Below are 16,064 nucleotides of genomic sequence, written 5' to 3' on the forward strand. Positions count from 1 at the left end.
AGCCGCAGAAGAAGGTGCGGAAGAACGCGTGTTGCCCGACACAGCTGCCCGTGCCTCCCCATAGGTGTGGAACGGCTCAGCGGAGCCGCGACCGCTCGCATAGTAAGGTAAGGATTGCCTAACCCAACAGGGTCAACATGACTTTCGGCGGCCCAAGTCACAGCAGCTGAGGTTATGCTCACCTAACCTGCTCTCAGGACTGTTCGCGATCCCCCGGACGACGGCATGGAGACCGGCAAGTGGCTTCAGGCAGAAGGCTTCGCACCACGGTGCTGGTGACAGTGATCGTCGCGCTCCTGGTCCTCCTGTGCCTGCTCTCCGTGGCACTGGGCGCGCTGAGCGTCCCGCTCGGCCAGGTGGTGCGCTCGGTCCTCGGACATCCGCCGAGCCGGCTCGTGGACAACGTGATCTGGTCGGTGCGCATCCCCCGGACCCTGCTCGGCCTGACCACGGGCGCCGCGCTCGGCATGTCCGGTGCGCTGATGCAGGCCCTGACCCGCAACCCCCTTGCCGACCCCGGCATCCTCGGGGTGAGCGCGGGCGCGTCCTTCGCGATCGTCGTGTCGGTCGCGGTGTTCGGGGTCGGATCGCTGTACGGCTATGTGTGGTTCGCGTTCGCCGGGGCGCTCGCCGCGAGCGTGCTGGTCTTCTTCCTGGGCCGGCTCGGCCGCTCCGGGGCCACCCCGGTGAAGCTGGCGCTCGCCGGAGTGGCCGTCACCTCGCTGCTGTCGTCGCTGACCAGTGCGGTGGTGCTCACCGACCAAGACGCGCTGGACCGTTACCGCTTCTGGTCCGCCGGCACCCTGGCCGACCAGGACTCCGGCGACCTGGTGCGCATCCTGCCCTTCCTCGCCGTGGGCGCCGTACTGGCGCTGTCCTGCGCGCCCGCCCTCAACAGCCTTGCGCTCGGCGACGACGTGGCCGCGTCCCTGGGACGTCGGCTCGGCCTGGTACGGCTCCAGGGGGTGATCGCGATCGTGCTGCTGACCGGCGCGTCGGTCGCCGTCATCGGTCCGGTGGTCTTCCTCGGCCTGGTCGTCCCGCACATCGCCCGGCTGCTGGCGCAGTTCGCCGGCATCGGCCCCGACCACCGCTGGCTGCTGCCGCTGTCCGCCGCGCTGGCGCCGGTCCTGCTGCTGTCCGCCGACATCATGGGCCGGATGGTGGCCCGGCCCACCGAGATCCAGGCCGGGGTCCTCGTCGCCTTCCTGGGCGGCCCGTTCTTCATCGCCCTGGTCCGCCGCCGGAAACTCGCGGAGGTGTGAGCGTGCCCGCACAACCCTCTCCTGCTCCCGCTGCGGCTGCCGCCCCGCCCGTGCTGCGCGACCGGCCGTTCCGGCTGGCCGCTCCCCCGGTCTCCGGCATCCTGCGGCCGCGCCTGGTGCTGACCGGAGTCCTCGTCGGCGCGGGCGCGTTCGCGCTGTTCTGCTGGGGCCTGGCCCTCGGCGACTACCCGGTGAGCCTGCCCGACGTCGTCAAGGCCCTCTTCGGCGTGGGCGACCCCGGCACGCTCGTCGTCGTACGGGACCTGCGGCTGCCCCGCGCCCTGACCGGCCTCCTGGTCGGCCTCGCCTTCGGCGTCTCCGGTGCGGTGTTCCAGACGATGACCCGCAATCCGCTGGCCAGCCCCGACATGATCGGGCTGACCGAGGGCGCCGGCACCGCGGTGGTCGCGGCGGTGGTCCTCGGCCGGGCCGGCGGCCTCGGGCTGTCCACCGTCGGGCTGCTCGGCGCCCTGGCGACCGCGCTGCTCGTGTACGCACTGGCCTGGAAGGACGGGGCCACCGGCTACCGCATCATCCTGGTCGGCATCGGCGTCTCGTGGATCTGCACCAGCGCCACCGACTTCCTGGTGGCGCGGGGCAACCGGTTCCAGGCCGAGGAGGCGCTCGGCTGGCTGGTCGGCAACCTCAACGGCCGTACCTGGGGCCAGGTGGACTCCCTGGCGATCGCCCTGGCCGTCCTGTTGCCGGTCGCCCTGGGCCTGGGCCGCTGGATGCGCACGCTCCAGCTCGGCGACGACGTGGCCGCCGGGCTCGGCACTCCCGTCCAGCCGGTCCGGCTGGCGCTGCTCCTGACCGGGGTGGGCCTGGTCGCCTTCGGCACGGCGGCGGCCGGGCCGGTGGCCTTCGTCGCCCTGGCCGGCCCGCAGATCGCCCTGCGGCTGGCCGGCACCCCGGCACCGCCCCCGCTCGTCTCCGGTCTCACCGGCGCGTTCGTCGTCCTCGGCGCCGATCTCCTCGCCCGCGAGGCGGTCCCCGGGACGGAACTGCCGGTCGGGGTCGTCACCGGCGCCCTCGGCGCGCCGGTCCTGCTGTGGCTGCTCGTCCGCGCCAACCGCGCGGGATCTGGAGGCTGATCCCATGTCGACCACCGCCCCGCGCACCCCGGGTACCCTCGAACAGTCCTCTCCCGGACCCGAGTTGCGGGCCCGCGGCCTCCACCTCGCCTACGACGGGCGGACGGTGGTGGCCGACCTCGACCTCACCGTGCCCACCGGCCGGATCACGGCCATCGTCGGTGCCAACGCCTGCGGCAAGTCGACCCTGTTGCGCGCTCTCGCCCGGCTGCTGGCCCCGCGCGAAGGCGTCGTGGAACTGGACGGCACCGCGCTGCGCTCCATACCCACCCGCGAGCTCGCCCGCACGCTCGGCATCCTGCCGCAGACACCGGTGGCGCCGGAGGGGCTGACCGTCGCCGACCTGGTGAACCGCGGACGCTCCCCGCACCAGACCTGGTGGCGGCAGTGGTCGGCGGCGGACGAGGAGGCGGTGCGGGCCGCGCTGGCGGCGACCGGCCTGACCGAGCTCGCGGACCGGCCGGTGGACGAGCTCTCCGGCGGCCAGCGGCAGCGCGCCTGGATCGCCATGGCCGTCGCCCAGGGCACCCCGGTGCTGCTCCTGGACGAGCCGACGACCTATCTCGACCTCGCCCACCAGATCGACGTCCTGGACCTCGTCACGGACCTCAACCGGCGCGAGGGCCGCACGGTGGTGATGGTGCTGCACGACCTCAACCAGGCCTGCCGGTACGCCGACCACGTCATCGCCATGAAGGCGGGCCGCATCGTCGCCCAGGGCGCACCGGCCGACGTGGTCACCGAGGCGACCGTCGAGGACGTCTTCGACCTGCGCTGCCGGATCACCCCCGACCCGGTCAGCGGCACGCCGATGGTCATCCCGCTCGGCCGCCACCATCACGACGGCGACGCCCGCGACGGCGGCACGCGAGACGCCGAGGGCCCAGTCCCGGCCCCGGCCGCCGTCGACTGAACCGGCGGCCGGGTCGGAACCGCCCCTGACGACGGGCCTGCCCTCAGGGACGGGACGTCAGGTAGCCCCCCATGGTGCGGAAGTAGTCCGCCGCCGCGTACTCCGTGCCGTCGTCCGTGCGTACCCGCCGGACCAGCAGCCCCCGGCAGCGCCCGGTGTGGGCGTCGGCACCCGCCACGACGACCACGCCGTCCCCCTCGCGGATGAAGATCCGGCCCGGGGTGCCGCCGTAACGCCCCTCGGAGACGGCGGCGGAGACGATCCTGAGCCGCTCGCCGCGGTGGTAGGCGTAGGCGTTCGGGTACGGGTCGGACTGGGCCCGCACCAGGCGCTCCAGGCGTTCCGCGGGCCAGGTCCAGTCGATGCGGCTGTCCTCCAGGGACCGCTTGTGGAAGAAGCTGGCGCGGGTGCGGTCCTGCGGCACCCACTGGCCGGTGTCCCGGCCGGCGGCGATCAGGTCGAGGGACTCGCGCACGATGGGCGCGATCAGTCCGACGGTCCGGTGGAAGAGGTCGGTAGCGGTGTCGGTGGGCCCGACCGGCACCGAGCGCTGCACCAGGACGTCCCCGGCGTCGAGTTCGGCGTTCATGCGGTGCGCGGTCACCCCGACCCGCTCCTCGCCGTTGATCAGCGCCCAGATGATCGGGGAGAACCCGGCGTAGGCCGGCAGCAGTGAGTCGTGGATGTTGAGGGTGCCGTGCGGGGGCAGGTCGAACAGCTCCGGGGGCAGCCAGGTCCGCCAGTTGTTGGCGACGATGATGTCCGGCCTCGACTCCCGTACCGCGGCCAGGAGTTCGGCGTCGTCGGGGCGGTTGCGCAGCAGCACCGGTACGTCGTGCTTCTCGGCCAGCTCGGCGACGTTGTCGTCCCAGATCTTCTCGTAGGCGTGCTCGCTCCTCGGATGGGTGACGACGAGGACCACGTCGTGGTCGGAGTCCAGCAGCGCCTGCAGCGTGCGGTGACCCCAGGTCTGGTAGCCGAGCATGACGACCCGCATGACGGACCTTCCCTTCACAGACTCCATTGCTAGGTAAGCCTTACCTTATCTAGCATGGGTCTGCCTGAGGGAGGCGATGCCAAGGTGAAATCACCGGTCATGGGTTCCGACGTCGTCCACGACATCATCGGAATCGGTTTCGGCCCGTCAAATCTCGCCCTGTCCATAGCGGTTGAGGAGCACAACACGGGTCTGGCGGCGGGCAGCCGTCTCAACGCCCTGTTCCTGGAGCGGCAGCCGCGGTTCGGCTGGCACCGGGGCATGCTGATCGACGACGCCACGATGCAGGTCTCCTTCCTCAAGGACCTCGTCACCCTGCGCAACCCGACCAGCGACTACAGCTTCCTCTGCTTCCTGCGCGAACAGGGCAGACTGATCGACTTCCTGAACCAGAAGACGCTCTTCCCGCTGCGAATGGAGTTCCACGAGTACTTCGAGTGGGCCGCGGCCCGGGTCGCGCACCTGGTGTCGTACGGCAGCGAGGCGATCGCGGTGAAGCCGGTGCGGGACCACGACGGCCGGGTGGCGTTCTTCGACGTCACCTGCCGGGACACGGCCCGCCCGGGGACGACCGTGACCCACCGCACGCGCAACATCAGCGTGGCGACGGGACTCGAACCGCATGTGCCGCCGGGGCTGGAGCTCGCCGAACGGGTCTGGCACAACAGCGAGTTGATTCCGCGGGCCGAGCAACTGGCCGCGGCGGGAGCGCCGGTGCGGAGGGCGGTCGTGCTCGGCGCCGGGCAGAGCGCCGCCGAGACGGTGGACTACCTCCACCGCACGTTCCCGGACGCCGAGGTCTGCTCGGTCTTCGCCAAGTACGGCTACACGCCCGCGGACGACAGCCCGTTCGCCAACCGGATCTTCGACCCCGAGGCGGTCGACGTCTACTTCTCCGCGCCGTCCGCGGTCAAGCAGTCCCTGCTGGACTACCACCGCTCCACCAACTACTCGGTCGTCGACATGGACCTGATCGAGTCGCTGTACGCCACCACGTACCGGGAGAAGGTGGCGGGCCGGGAGCGGTTGCGCTTCCTCAACGTCTCCCGCGTCCGCGACGTCGTGCCCGGCGCACCCGGAGCGGACGGCACGGCCGGCGGTCTGGACGTCACCGTGGAGTTCCTGCCCACCGGCGAACAGCAGACGCTGCCCGCCGACGTCCTGGTGCTCGCCACCGGCTACCGGCCCCGGGACCTGACCGCGCTCATGGGCGACGCGGGCAAGCTGTGCCTCAAGGACGACGGCGACGCGATCCGGGTCGGCCGGGACCACCGCGTGGAGACGGTGCCGGAGGTCGAGGCCGGCATCTACCTCCAGGGCGGGACCGAGCACACCCACGGGCTCACCAGCACCCTGCTGTCGACCGTGGCGGTCCGCGCGCAGGAGATCCACCGGTCCCTGCTGGCCGACCGGGCGACGGCGGCCTGACCCGCCCCGCCGCTCCACCACCCGCCGCACTCCCGTGGCCCGGACGGTACGGTCCCGTCCGGGCCACGGGCTCTGGCGGCCAAGCCCCTCCAAGGCGGGCGGTCCGAGGCGGGCGGTGTCAGTACGGCCCGTGGGTCCAGCGCCCGGCCGTCATCGTGGCGTGCACGGGCATCGCGCGCAGGGCGTCCGGAGCCGCCGTCAGCGGATCCACGTCCACGACCGCCAGGTCCGCGGGGTCCCCGACCCTGATGAGGCGGCGCCCGCGGGCCGCCGCGGCCAGCGCGTCCCGTACCGGCAGGCGCTGTTCGGGGTGCCAGGCGGGACGGTCGTCGTCGGTACGGGTGACGGCCGACGCGACGGCGAGCCAGGGGTCGAGCGGGGAGACGGGGGCGTCCGAGCCGAACTCCAGCCGTGCCCCGGCGGCCAGCAGGTCGGCGTAGGCGAAGGCGCGCGAGGTGCGTCCGGCCCAGTACCGGTCCGCCACGTCACGGTCGTCCGTCGCGTGCCGGGGCTGCACCCCTGCCGTGACGTCCAGTTCCGCGAAGCGCGGGAGGTCCTCGGGGCTCAGCAGCTGCGCGTGCTCGATCCGGCCGCGGCAGCGCACGGCCTCGAAGGCGTCCAGGGCGACGGTGTTGGCCCGGTCGCCGATGGCGTGCACCGCAGGTTCGATGCCGTGGGCGGCGGCCCGGCGCATGAGCCGTACCAGCTCGTCCGGTGCCGTCTGCTCGATGCCGTGCGCGTGCTCCGTGTTCTCCAGCCCCGGGTAGGGGTCGCGGCACAGCGCGGTACGGGTGTTGAGCGAGCCGTCCGTGAAGAGCTTGAGCGGGCCGACCCGCACCAGGCCGCCGGAGTCGCCGATCTCGGAGCCGGTGCGCAGTCCGCGCGCCACGGCCGCGTCCAGGTGGCTCGGGTAGACGGCGGCCGACACCCGTACGGCCGGCGGGACCTGTGCCGAGCGCCGCTCCCAGGCGCCCACGGTGTCGCCGAACTGGAAGTCGATGACCCCGGTGACCCCGCGCGCGGCGGCTGCCCGGCAGGCGTCGGCGACCCAGTCGTCCAGCGTCCCGGCCGGCACCTCGGGCAGGGCCGAGAGGACTTCGTGCCCCTCCGCCTCCCGGACCAGTCCGGTCGGGTGGTCGCCCCGGCCGACCAGCGCCAGGCAGGCGGAGTTCAGCCACACGGCGTGCAGATCGGCGCTGACCAGGGCGACCGGACGGTCCGGCAGGACCGCGTCGAGGAGTCGCCGGTCCGGGGCGTCGGGCCAGAGCCCGTCCCGGAAGCCGTATCCGAACAGGACCGTTCCCGCGCCGGGTGCCGTACGGCCGTGCGCGCGCACCCGGTCGGCCACCTCCCGCGCGGAGGTGGTTCCGGAGAGGTCGAGCCGGCGGCGCGCGCTCGCCCACTCGGCGAGGTGGACATGGGCGTCCCACAGCCCGGGCAGCAGGAAGCGCCCGTCCAGATCGACGACCCGCTCACCGGCGGCGGGTCCGGCGGGCGCCGCGTCGTCCCGCTCCGGGACCACCTGCGTGACCCGGCCGTCCTCCACCCGCACACCGGCCAACGGGCCGCCCGCCCCCAGCCGCACCCGGGCGAGGGTCACCGCGGCCGACCCGAGCGGAGTGGTCGCGAAGTCCGTCATCGAGGCTCCCTCCGAGGCGGCACGCCCGCCCTCAACAGCGACGAGAAGACAAACTTAGGCTCACCTTACCCAACATGATCCCGCCCTCATCCCCGAGCAACTGGTGGCGCGCCGCCAACTGCGCCGTTACCGGTCCTGGTCGCCCTAGGCGGCCGCACACTCGGCGCACCCACCACTGACGTACCGTCACCTGTGGAAGAGGTCGTTCAGGTCCGTCTGCGAGATCTGGTTCTCGGCGTAGGAGAAGGTCCCCCGCTCCGCCAGCTCCCGTGCCGCGGCGAGCAGGTGCGCGTACATCGCCCGGGCGATGCTGCCGCCCACCGTGACCCGGCGCACGCCGAGTTCGCGGAGGTCGGCCAGGGACAGGGCGCCGCCTGTCAGGCCCATCACCACGTTCAGCGGGCCGTCGATCGCCCGCACCAGCGTGCCGATCGTCCCGGCGTCGGCGGCGCCCGGCACGAACGCGCAGTCCGCACCCGCCGCCAGATACGCGTTGGCGCGCCGCACCGTCTCGTCGAGCGGGCCGCCGGTGAGCAGCACGTCGGTGCGGCCGACGAGGACGAACGGCTCGCCGGCCGCGTCGATCACCTCGCGCGCGGCGCGGATCCGGTCGGCCGAGAGCTCCGGGTCGTACAGCGGCCGGGAGCGGTCGCCCGTGAAGTCCTCGATGTTGCCGCCGGCGGCTCCGGCCGCGAGGGTCGCCGAGATCGTCCCGGCCACGGTTTCGGGCGCCTCGCCGAACCCGTCCTCCAGGTCGGCGCTGACCGGGACGCGCACCTCGGCGGCGATCTCCCGGATCCGGCCCGTCATCGTGGCACGGTCGACGCGGCTTCCGCCGTAGTCGTGGTCCGCACGGCCCAGGGAGAAGGCGATGCCCGCACTGGTGGTGGCCAAGGCCGGGAAACCGGCCGACTCCAGAACGCGGGCGCTCCCCGCGTCCCAGGCGTTGGGCAGCAGGAAGCAGCCCTCCCGGTGCAACTCCACGAAGCGTGCGGCCCGTTCTCGACGTTGAGTGTCCACGCCGGACACTCTGCCAGCCGGCACTGACCATCAGGTGCCGGCGACGCCCGGCACGGTCCGGGGCGGCGTACTCTCGTGCGCGTCCGGCACTCGCCGTCGTCGGCACCCGCTGTCCGACCGAGGAGGAACTTCCGCCCGTGACCTGCCGAGTCATCCTCATAGCCCCCGCCATCACCCCCTCGCTGCGGCGGGCCCGCTTCGACGACGGCGACTCGATCGAGAAGCCCGAGACGGTGGCGCTGTCCCTGCCGGCCGCGGGCGAGGAGGTCAGCTCCCCCAGCGTGCGGTGCCGGGAGACGGCGGCCGCACTGGGCCTCGACGCCTCGGCGGAACCCGAGCTGTCGGGCCTGGACGCGGGGCGCTGGCGGGGGCTGACGCTCGAGGAGGTCGGCACCGCCGAACCCGACGCCCTGCTCAGGTGGCTGACCGACCCGGGGGCCGCACCCCACGGGGGCGAATCGGTACGGGAGTTGTGCGCGCGGGCTGCCGGCTGGCTGGACCGGACGGGCCTGACGATCGGCAGGACGATCGCCGTGGTGGAGCCGGAGGTGGTGCGCGCCATGGTGCTGCACGCACTGGGGGCGCCCGAGGCGGCGTTCTGGCGCGTGGACGTCCCGCCGCTGTCGGCGACGGAGATCACGGGCGGCCCGGGGCGCTGGAACCTGCGGCTCGGCCAGGTCGGCCGGTAGACGTCCGGCGGGCGGGGTCCCGCGGGCGCCGGAAATGCGGTGGAGCGGTGCGCCCCGTCCTGCCTAGGGTCGCGCCATGACCACCCGCACCTTCCGCCTCACCGTCCGCGGCGTCTTCGACGGCCTCAGCGCCGAGCAGCGCGCCGAACTCCTCTCCCGGGCCGCCGAGCACGACGTGCTGCGCGCGGCCTTCACACCCGAGGGGCACCTCAGCTACGACATCACCGCCCGTCCGGCCTTCACCTTCCGCTTCCAGGACACCGGGGAGGAAGAGGAGGACATCCTGGTGGCGACCGAGCGCGCTGAGGAGGCTGCCAGGGCGTGGCTCACCGAGCGCGGCTACGGCTACAAGAACCTCAGGTCCAGCGCGGAGGACCTCTCCCAGGCACCCCTCGGCAAGCGGCAGCGCCGGGCGGCCGCGCAGCGGCAGGACTGACTCCGGCGCCGACTCCAGCCCTGACTCCGGCCCCGTGGATACGGCCATGGCGGCCTGAAGTCGCCGTGGTTCAGGTCACGTCGGGATGTGGCCGGATCGTGGGGAGCCTGTGCGGCGGGCGTGGCATGCTCTTGGCCACATCGAGTTACCGGTCGGCTCTACTCGCCGGTAATCATGATCGGTGTCTCTTCGTCACCCCCCACCCTCAGGACTGACCTTGCGCAGACGCACAAGGCTCGGGCATGCCCTCACGCCCGCCTTCGCCGTGACCGCCCTCCTCCTCGCCGCCGGCTGCTCCTCGCCGCAGCACCAGGCCGCCGCCGACGGCCACGCCCGGGAGGCCGCCCGGGTCTCCGACGACACCGGCGCAGCCGCCGGCACGGACGGCCCGGCGCTCGCCGTCGCCGCCGCACCCACCGCGACCGCGACCACGGCCGCGGGCTCGGCCGGCGCGGGCCGTCCGGCCCACCGCACCACGCTCACCGTCAGCTCGTACGACACCAGGACCCGACGGGCCGTCATAGCCCGTTCCCCGAAGGGTGATCCGACGGGCAAGGGGAATCCGACCGCCCCGGCCTCCCCGGCCGTCTCCCCCAGCGCCTCGGCACCGGCCGCCGCCCACCAGGCCGCCGTCGGTGACGTCATCGCCAGCGCCCCCGCGCCCGGCGCCCCGGACGGGCTGCTCGCCAAGGTGACCAAGGTGCTCGGCGAGACCGACGCGGGCACCCAGGTGCAGACCGAGCCCGCGACCCTCGACGCCCTGCTCGGCGACGACACCGCGAAGGGCAGCGTGCCCGTCGACCCGGCCGCCTTCGACGTCGACACGCTGCTCCCGGACGTCAAGGTGTCCTGGTCCAAGGCCGGTGACGGGCACGTCGGCCCCAAGGGCGCCACCGTGCCGCTCGGCAGCCTCCGGCTGGACGTCAGCACCGGGATACCGGCCGCCGAGGGCGCGCCGGCCTCCGCCGCGGCCTCGGTCTCCGGCTTCGTCCAGGTCGCCCCGCAGGTCGACTTCGCCTACGGCGGCGCGGGCACCGGCACCGCGCCCGGCTCCGCCTACCTCGGCGTCTCCGGCGACTGGGACTCCGGCTGGGCGGTCAAGGGGCGGGCCGGCGCCACGGCCACCCCGCTGCGCATCCCGTTCGCCAAGCTGCACGCCGACCCGGTCCTCCAGGTCGGCCCGGTCCCCGTCGTCGTCAACCTCGACCTGACCTGCTACCTCCAGGTGAGCGGCGACGGGAAGATCACCGTCGACGTGGAGCAGAACCTGAAGGGCGACTTCAAGGCGGGCGGCACCTTCGGCACCGCCCAGGGCTGGACGCCGGTCAGCAGCTCGACCCTGACGAGCACGCCGGTGCGCACCTCGGTGACCACCGCGGGAAGCGTCCGGACCGCGCTGGGCGCCGAGGCCTCCGTCGGTCTCTACGGCAGCGTGGGCGTCACCGCCGACCTGGCGCCGTACCTGCGGGGCGAGGCCACCGGCGCGGTCACCGCCACCTCCGCGACCCCGGGCGCGGACGCCGAGGGTGCCTGGAACCTCTACGGCGGTGTCGACCTCTCCGGCACCCTCCGCCTCCAGCTGTCGGTCTTCGGCACGCCGGTGCTGGAACGGAGCATCCCGCTGGGCGCCCTGCACCGCGAGTGGAAGCTGGCGGGCGGCACCCTCTGATCCCGGGTCAGGCCGCGCCGCCCGGTGTCCAGCCCTGGCGGCGCAGCACCGCCGAGACGTCCGGCGCCCGGTAGTGCTCCCCCTTGAGGACCTTGCCGTCGGCCCGGCGGGCCACCTGCCCGTCGGGCCCCAGCTTGCTCATGTTGGACCGGTGGATCTCGGCGAGCACCGCGTCGAGGTCGATCCCGTGCACCAGTGCGGTGCCGTACGCCACGTAGACCACGTCCGCCAGCTCGTGCGCGAGCCGGTCGAGGGGCCCGCCGACCGCGACCTCGGCGACCTCCGCGGCCTCCTCGGCGAGCAGCTCCCCGCGGTGCGCGGCCAGTTCGGGAGAGACCTCGGTCGGCGTGGTGCGGGCGTCCAGGCCGAAGGCGTGGTGGAACTCCCGGACGAGGCGGGCGGGCGAGGTACCGGACGGGGCACCGGGGACGGAACTGGTCATGCGAACGACTCTAGCGGCCGCCACCGACAGTCACGGTCCGCCGCCGGGCTCCCGGCCCCGCCCCGCCCCCGGCCCTGGTCAGGACGGTGACCGGCTGGCAGGATCGCGCGCATGTCCAAGCTGCTCCCCCGTGTCGGCAGACGCCGTGCCCTCCAGTGCGCGACGGCCGGCGTCGTCGCGTTCGGCCTGCTGCTGTGGTGGCTGCTGCCGCTGGGCGAGAAGCCGCCGACCGGGACGATCGTCTTCAGCACCGGGACGCTGCGCGGCGTCTACCAGGAGTACGGCGAGCGGCTGCGCACCGAGCTGCGCAAGGACATGCCGGGCCTGAAGGTGAAGCTGGTGCAGAGCAACGGGTCGTACGAGAACGTACGGCGGGTGGCGACCGGCCACGCCGACTTCACCATCGCGGCGGCCGACGCGGTGGAGACGTACGAACTGAACGGCGGCCAGGACGCCGGACTGCTGCGCGGGGTGGCCCGGCTCTACGACGACTACGTCCAGCTCGTCGTACCCCGCGACTCGGGCATCACCGACGTCGCGCAGCTGCGGCACAGGCGGGTGGCGATCGGGCTGCCCAACTCGGGGGTCCGGCTGATCGCCGACCGGGTGCTCAGGGCCGCCGGGATGGACCCGGCGAAGGACATCACACCGGTCTCCGACGGCATAGACACCGGCCCGGACCAGTTGCGGCGCGGCAAGATCGACGCGTTCTTCTGGTCGGGCGGCCTGCCGACCAAGGGGCTGCTGGACCTGGCGAAGAAGTTCAGCTTCACGTTCGTCCCGATCGGCGGGAACCTCGTCACCAGGCTGCACACCGAGGGGGAGGCCGCGCTCTACTACCGGGCGACCAACATGCCGGAGTCGGCGTACCCGTCCGTGCAGCAGGGCACGACGGTGCCCACGATCGCGGTGTCCAACGTCCTGATGACCCGCAAGGACGTCGACCCGCGCCTCACCGAGTGGGTGACGCGCACGGTCATCAAGAGCCGCGACGACATCGGCAACCACGTCCACTCGGCCCAGCTGGTGGACCTCCGCACCGCGATCTACACGGACCCGCTGCCGCTGCAGGAGGGAGCCAGGCGGTACTACCGCTCGGTCAAGCCCTGAGCGCGGCTTGAAGCGCCCCGGATCGAAGCGCGCCGGATCGAAGCGCCCCAAAGGGGCGCGGGGAACTGCGCGAGCACCCCCCACCGACCCGTACCCGACCCACCACCGCGCCCACCACCGTCTCACCCACCCCGCGGCACCGACACGGTCACCCGCAACCCCCGCGGCTCACCGTGCTCGTACTCGATCGCACCCCCACCCGCCGCCAGCAACGCCCGCGTGATCGACAGCCCCAGCCCCGACCCCTTCACGTTCTGATGCCGCCCGCTCCGCCAGAACCGGTCCCCCACGCGCGCGAGCTCCTCATCCGTCAGTCCCGGCCCCGAGTCGGTCACCACGACCGTGGACACGTCACCGTCGGCGGCCACGGTCACCTCCACCGCACCCCCCTCCGGCGTGAACTTCACCGCGTTGTCGATCACCGCGTCCAGCGCGCTGGACAGCGTCACCGGGTCGGCCCACCCGGTGGTCGGCGGGCAGTCGCCGGTCAGCCGGACCCCCTTCGCCGCGGCGGCCGGTGCCCACGCGGCGATCCGCTCCTCGGCCAGCCTTCCGAGGTCGGTCGTCATCAGGTCCGCCTCGGCGTGCTCGGCCAGCGCCAGGTCGAGCAGGTCGTCGAGGACCTGCGTGAGCCGCTTGCCCTCGGTGCGGACCGAGGCGATCTCCTCGTTGTCCTCGGGCAGTTCGAGGGCGAGCAGCTCGATGCGCAGCAGCAGCGCGGAGAGGGGGTTGCGCAGTTGGTGGGAGGCGTCGGCGACGAAGGCCCGCTGCTGCTCCAGCACGTCCTCGACGTTGTCCGCCATCTCGTTGAACGCCCGGGCCAGCCGTCTGAGTTCCGGCGGGCCGCCGGCCGCCGCGACCCGGGACTTGAGCCGGCCGCTGGCGATCGCGTGCGTGGTGGCGTCGAGGACCCGTACCGGCCGCAGCACCCACCCGGTCAGCCGCAGCGCCGCGCCGACGGCGAGCAGCATCGCCGCGCACTCGCCGGCGCCGATGACCAGCCAGTCGCGCAGGGTGCGGGAACGCATGGGACCGGTGGGCGAATCGGTGACCACCACGGCGACGACGTCACCGTCCCGGATCACCGGCGAGGCGACCACCAGCCGGGTGCGCTGCCAGGGCCACACCTGGGCGGGATCGTGGCTGCGGCGGCTGAGCAGGGCCTCACCGAAGGCCTCCCGGACCTCGCCGGTCTCCGGCAGCACCCAGTCCTCGGGGGCGTTGGCCATGGAGGAGGCGTTCCGGTAGAAGACGCCCGCGCGGATGCCGTAGACGCCGTAGTAGCTGGCGAGTTCGCGGCGGAGGGTCTCCAGGCGGTCGTCCGTGCGCATGGGGCGCGCGGTGGTGGGCGTGTCGGTCACGAACTGGGCGAGGGCCGCGAACCGCGCGGTGTCGTCGATGCGGTCGACGACGACCTTCTGCTGCTGCGCGGAGGCCGTGCTGACGGCGAGCGGAACGCCGAGCGCGAGCAGCACGGCCGCCATCAGGACGATGAGCAGCGGAAGGAGACGTGTGTGCACCCGTCCCCGCTACGCGGCCGGGGCGACGAGCCGGTAGCCCACGCCGCGTACGGTCTCGATGAGCGCGGGCATGCGCAGCTTGGCGCGCAGCGAGGCGACGTGCACCTCCAGGGTGCGGCCGGTCCCCTCCCAGCTGGTGCGCCAGACCTCGCTGATGATCTGCTCCCGGCGGAAGACCACGCCGGGCCGCTGGGCGAGCAGCGCCAGCAGGTCGAACTCCTTGCGGGTGAGCTGCACGACCTTGCCGTCCACGCTGACCTGGCGGGTGGGCAGTTCGATGCGGACGGCGCCGAGCCGCAGCGCGCTGTCGCCGTCGGCCCCTGCCGGGCCGTCCTCGTGGTGGGTGCGCCGGCTGACGGCGTGGATCCGGGCGAGCAGTTCGCCGGTGTCGTACGGCTTCACCACGTAGTCGTCGGCGCCGAGGTTGAGGCCGTGGATGCGGGAGCGGACGTCCGAGCGGGCCGTCACCATGATGACCGGGGTGCTGGTGCGCTTGCGGATCTTGCCGCAGACCTCGTAGCCGTCCTGGTCGGGCAGGCCGAGGTCGAGGAGGACGACGTCGTAGCCGTCGCTCTCGGGGACGAGGGCCCGCAGGGCCTCCTCGCCGCTGCGGGCGTGGGTGACGGAGAACCCGTGCCGGGCCAGGACCGCGGAGAGTGCGGCGGCGACGTGGTTGTCGTCCTCGACGAGCAGCAGTCTCATCCCGGCCCCCTCCGGTTCAGCGGTCGTACGGTCGTGGTTCGTCGGCGGCTCGCCCGTGGAAACCCGCGCATTGCAGAAAGCGCGCGCACGCGCGCGTGCCCGAGGAGCAGTCACGCTGATGGACGCCGACGGCGTCAAGTGGGTTCCGGTGGCGCGCGGGTTCCGTTACGCGGCCGATACCCGGGCGGCCGCCGATGCTACGACACGTGTCCGCCTGCTACCGGATCGTGATGCTCAGATCTCCCTCAGATGTAATGACGCTGGTCATCAGCGAAAACTACATTCCTCCGAAACCGATGAGGACGGAGCCCGAAAGCGATGACCGAAGTATCGGTGGCCAAGGAGGACGTGGCCGCGACCGGCGAACTGGTCGTCCTGAAGAGCGTGAACAAGCACTTCGGCGCCTTGCACGTGCTCCAGGACATCGACCTGACGATCGCCCGCGGTGAGGTCGTCGTGGTGATCGGGCCCTCCGGGTCCGGCAAGTCCACTCTGTGCCGCACCGTCAACCGCCTGGAGACCATCGACTCCGGGACGATCACCATCGACGGCAGGCCGCTGCCCCAGGAGGGCAAGGAACTCGCCCGGCTGCGCGCCGACGTCGGCATGGTCTTCCAGTCCTTCAACCTCTTCGCGCACAAGACGGTGCTGGAGAACGTGATGCTCGGCCAGGTCAAGGTCCGCAAGGCGGACCGGAGACAGGCCGAGGAGAAGGCCCGCGCCCTGCTCGACCGGGTCGGCGTGGGCACCCAGGCCGACAAGTACCCCGCGCAGCTCTCCGGCGGCCAGCAGCAGCGCGTCGCCATCGCGCGGGCGCTGGCGATGGACCCGAAGGTCATGCTCTTCGACGAGCCGACCTCGGCCCTCGACCCCGAGATGATCAACGAGGTCCTGGAGGTCATGCAGCAGCTGGCCAGGGACGGCATGACGATGATCGTCGTCACCCACGAGATGGGCTTCGCCCGCTCGGCCGCGAACCGGGTGGTCTTCATGGCCGACGGCCGGATCGTCGAACAGGCCACCCCGGACCAGTTCTTCAGCAATCCGAGCAGCGACCGGGCCAAGGACTTCCTGTCGAAGATCCTGCACCACTGAAAAGCGGCAGACCCCCGCTTCCTTTCACAGCCGTCTTCACCAGAA

Annotated in this window: 15 protein-coding genes; 9 read left to right on the top strand and 6 right to left on the bottom strand. The window is 72.8% G+C overall.

Annotation, left to right across the window (positions count from 1 at the left end):
- The first annotated feature begins 239 nt into the window (after positions 1 to 239).
- The 3 genes from ACFY6U_RS05135 to ACFY6U_RS05145 are packed head-to-tail and all read left to right on the top strand — an operon-like array spanning position 240 to position 3,272.
- A complete protein-coding gene (locus ACFY6U_RS05135) occupies positions 240 to 1,265 on the top strand; it encodes a FecCD family ABC transporter permease (RefSeq protein ID WP_390035124.1) in 1,026 nt (341 codons plus the stop codon).
- 2 nt (positions 1,266 to 1,267) lie between these two features.
- Positions 1,268 to 2,359, top strand: a complete 1,092-nt coding sequence (locus ACFY6U_RS05140; protein ID WP_390035125.1) for a FecCD family ABC transporter permease — start codon at positions 1,268 to 1,270, stop codon at positions 2,357 to 2,359.
- Positions 2,360 to 2,363: 4 nt separating this feature from the next.
- Positions 2,364 to 3,272: an ABC transporter ATP-binding protein gene (locus ACFY6U_RS05145; RefSeq protein WP_390035126.1), complete on the top strand. Its 909-nt coding sequence runs from the start codon at positions 2,364 to 2,366 to the stop codon at positions 3,270 to 3,272.
- A gap of 43 nt (positions 3,273 to 3,315) precedes the next feature.
- On the opposite strand, the gene ACFY6U_RS05150 is transcribed toward ACFY6U_RS05145, so the two are convergent.
- Positions 3,316 to 4,269: a methionyl-tRNA formyltransferase gene (locus ACFY6U_RS05150; RefSeq protein ID WP_390035127.1), complete on the bottom strand. Its 954-nt coding sequence runs from the start codon at positions 4,267 to 4,269 to the stop codon at positions 3,316 to 3,318.
- An 84-nt stretch (positions 4,270 to 4,353) separates the two neighbouring features.
- On the opposite strand from ACFY6U_RS05150, the gene ACFY6U_RS05155 reads away from it, so the two are divergent.
- Positions 4,354 to 5,697, top strand: coding sequence for a lysine N(6)-hydroxylase/L-ornithine N(5)-oxygenase family protein (locus ACFY6U_RS05155; protein ID WP_390035208.1), 1,344 nt, complete (start codon positions 4,354 to 4,356; stop codon positions 5,695 to 5,697).
- Between the two features lie 118 nt (positions 5,698 to 5,815).
- Here the strand turns inward: ACFY6U_RS05155 and ACFY6U_RS05160 are convergent, their stop codons facing one another.
- On the bottom strand, positions 5,816 to 7,336 hold the full coding sequence (locus ACFY6U_RS05160; RefSeq protein WP_390035128.1) for an amidohydrolase: 1,521 nt from the start codon (positions 7,334 to 7,336) through the stop codon (positions 5,816 to 5,818).
- A 186-nt stretch (positions 7,337 to 7,522) separates the two neighbouring features.
- The gene (locus tag ACFY6U_RS05165) at positions 7,523 to 8,356 is read right to left on the bottom strand and encodes an isocitrate lyase/phosphoenolpyruvate mutase family protein (RefSeq protein ID WP_390035129.1); all 834 of its coding nucleotides are present in this window, start codon (positions 8,354 to 8,356) and stop codon (positions 7,523 to 7,525) included.
- A gap of 137 nt (positions 8,357 to 8,493) precedes the next feature.
- On the opposite strand from ACFY6U_RS05165, the gene ACFY6U_RS05170 reads away from it, so the two are divergent.
- The 3 genes from ACFY6U_RS05170 to ACFY6U_RS05180 all read left to right on the top strand — a co-directional run bounded on the left by ACFY6U_RS05170 (position 8,494) and on the right by ACFY6U_RS05180 (position 11,150).
- Complete coding sequence (locus ACFY6U_RS05170; protein ID WP_390035130.1) at positions 8,494 to 9,045, top strand: histidine phosphatase family protein; 552 nt, start codon at positions 8,494 to 8,496, stop codon at positions 9,043 to 9,045.
- A gap of 76 nt (positions 9,046 to 9,121) precedes the next feature.
- Positions 9,122 to 9,481, top strand: coding sequence for a DUF6204 family protein (locus ACFY6U_RS05175; RefSeq protein WP_390035131.1), 360 nt, complete (start codon positions 9,122 to 9,124; stop codon positions 9,479 to 9,481).
- 217 nt (positions 9,482 to 9,698) lie between these two features.
- Positions 9,699 to 11,150 (top strand): hypothetical protein, encoded by a 1,452-nt coding sequence (locus ACFY6U_RS05180; protein WP_390035132.1) that lies wholly within the window; start codon positions 9,699 to 9,701, stop codon positions 11,148 to 11,150.
- Between the two features lie 7 nt (positions 11,151 to 11,157).
- On the opposite strand, the gene ACFY6U_RS05185 is transcribed toward ACFY6U_RS05180, so the two are convergent.
- On the bottom strand, positions 11,158 to 11,592 hold the full coding sequence (locus ACFY6U_RS05185) for a MazG nucleotide pyrophosphohydrolase domain-containing protein (RefSeq protein ID WP_390035133.1): 435 nt from the start codon (positions 11,590 to 11,592) through the stop codon (positions 11,158 to 11,160).
- A gap of 111 nt (positions 11,593 to 11,703) precedes the next feature.
- On the opposite strand from ACFY6U_RS05185, the gene ACFY6U_RS05190 reads away from it, so the two are divergent.
- Complete coding sequence (locus ACFY6U_RS05190; protein WP_390035134.1) at positions 11,704 to 12,702, top strand: TAXI family TRAP transporter solute-binding subunit; 999 nt, start codon at positions 11,704 to 11,706, stop codon at positions 12,700 to 12,702.
- A gap of 122 nt (positions 12,703 to 12,824) precedes the next feature.
- Here ACFY6U_RS05190 and ACFY6U_RS05195 read toward each other — a convergent pair whose 3' ends face one another.
- Positions 12,825 to 14,222, bottom strand: a complete 1,398-nt coding sequence (locus ACFY6U_RS05195) for an ATP-binding protein (RefSeq protein ID WP_390035135.1) — start codon at positions 14,220 to 14,222, stop codon at positions 12,825 to 12,827.
- Positions 14,223 to 14,231: 9 nt separating this feature from the next.
- Positions 14,232 to 14,924 carry a response regulator transcription factor gene (locus ACFY6U_RS05200; RefSeq protein ID WP_390035136.1) on the bottom strand — a complete coding sequence of 231 codons (693 nt, stop codon included), beginning with the start codon at positions 14,922 to 14,924 and terminating at the stop codon, positions 14,232 to 14,234.
- 318 nt (positions 14,925 to 15,242) lie between these two features.
- Here ACFY6U_RS05200 and ACFY6U_RS05205 point away from each other — a divergent pair, with 318 nt between their 5' ends.
- Positions 15,243 to 16,019: an amino acid ABC transporter ATP-binding protein gene (locus tag ACFY6U_RS05205; RefSeq protein ID WP_351484917.1), complete on the top strand. Its 777-nt coding sequence runs from the start codon at positions 15,243 to 15,245 to the stop codon at positions 16,017 to 16,019.
- The last annotated feature ends 45 nt before the right edge of the window (positions 16,020 to 16,064 follow it).

This window comes from Streptomyces sp. NPDC013157 (genome assembly GCF_042899865.1).
Classification (GTDB): domain Bacteria; phylum Actinomycetota; class Actinomycetes; order Streptomycetales; family Streptomycetaceae; genus Streptomyces.

Excerpts from the sequence above, each read along its gene's own strand:
- ACFY6U_RS05190 (WP_390035134.1), top strand. The coding sequence starts at position 11,704 with ATGTCCAAGCTGCTCCCCCGTGTCGGCAGACGCCGTGCCCTCCAGTGC.
- ACFY6U_RS05145 (WP_390035126.1), top strand. The coding sequence starts at position 2,364 with ATGTCGACCACCGCCCCGCGCACCCCGGGTACCCTCGAACAGTCCTCT.
- ACFY6U_RS05150 (WP_390035127.1), bottom strand. The coding sequence starts at position 4,269 with ATGCGGGTCGTCATGCTCGGCTACCAGACCTGGGGTCACCGCACGCTG.
- ACFY6U_RS05185 (WP_390035133.1), bottom strand. The coding sequence starts at position 11,592 with ATGACCAGTTCCGTCCCCGGTGCCCCGTCCGGTACCTCGCCCGCCCGC.
- ACFY6U_RS05175 (WP_390035131.1), top strand. The coding sequence starts at position 9,122 with ATGACCACCCGCACCTTCCGCCTCACCGTCCGCGGCGTCTTCGACGGC.
- ACFY6U_RS05205 (WP_351484917.1), top strand. The coding sequence starts at position 15,243 with ATGACCGAAGTATCGGTGGCCAAGGAGGACGTGGCCGCGACCGGCGAA.
- ACFY6U_RS05160 (WP_390035128.1), bottom strand. The coding sequence starts at position 7,336 with ATGACGGACTTCGCGACCACTCCGCTCGGGTCGGCCGCGGTGACCCTC.
- ACFY6U_RS05200 (WP_390035136.1), bottom strand. The coding sequence starts at position 14,924 with ATGAGACTGCTGCTCGTCGAGGACGACAACCACGTCGCCGCCGCACTC.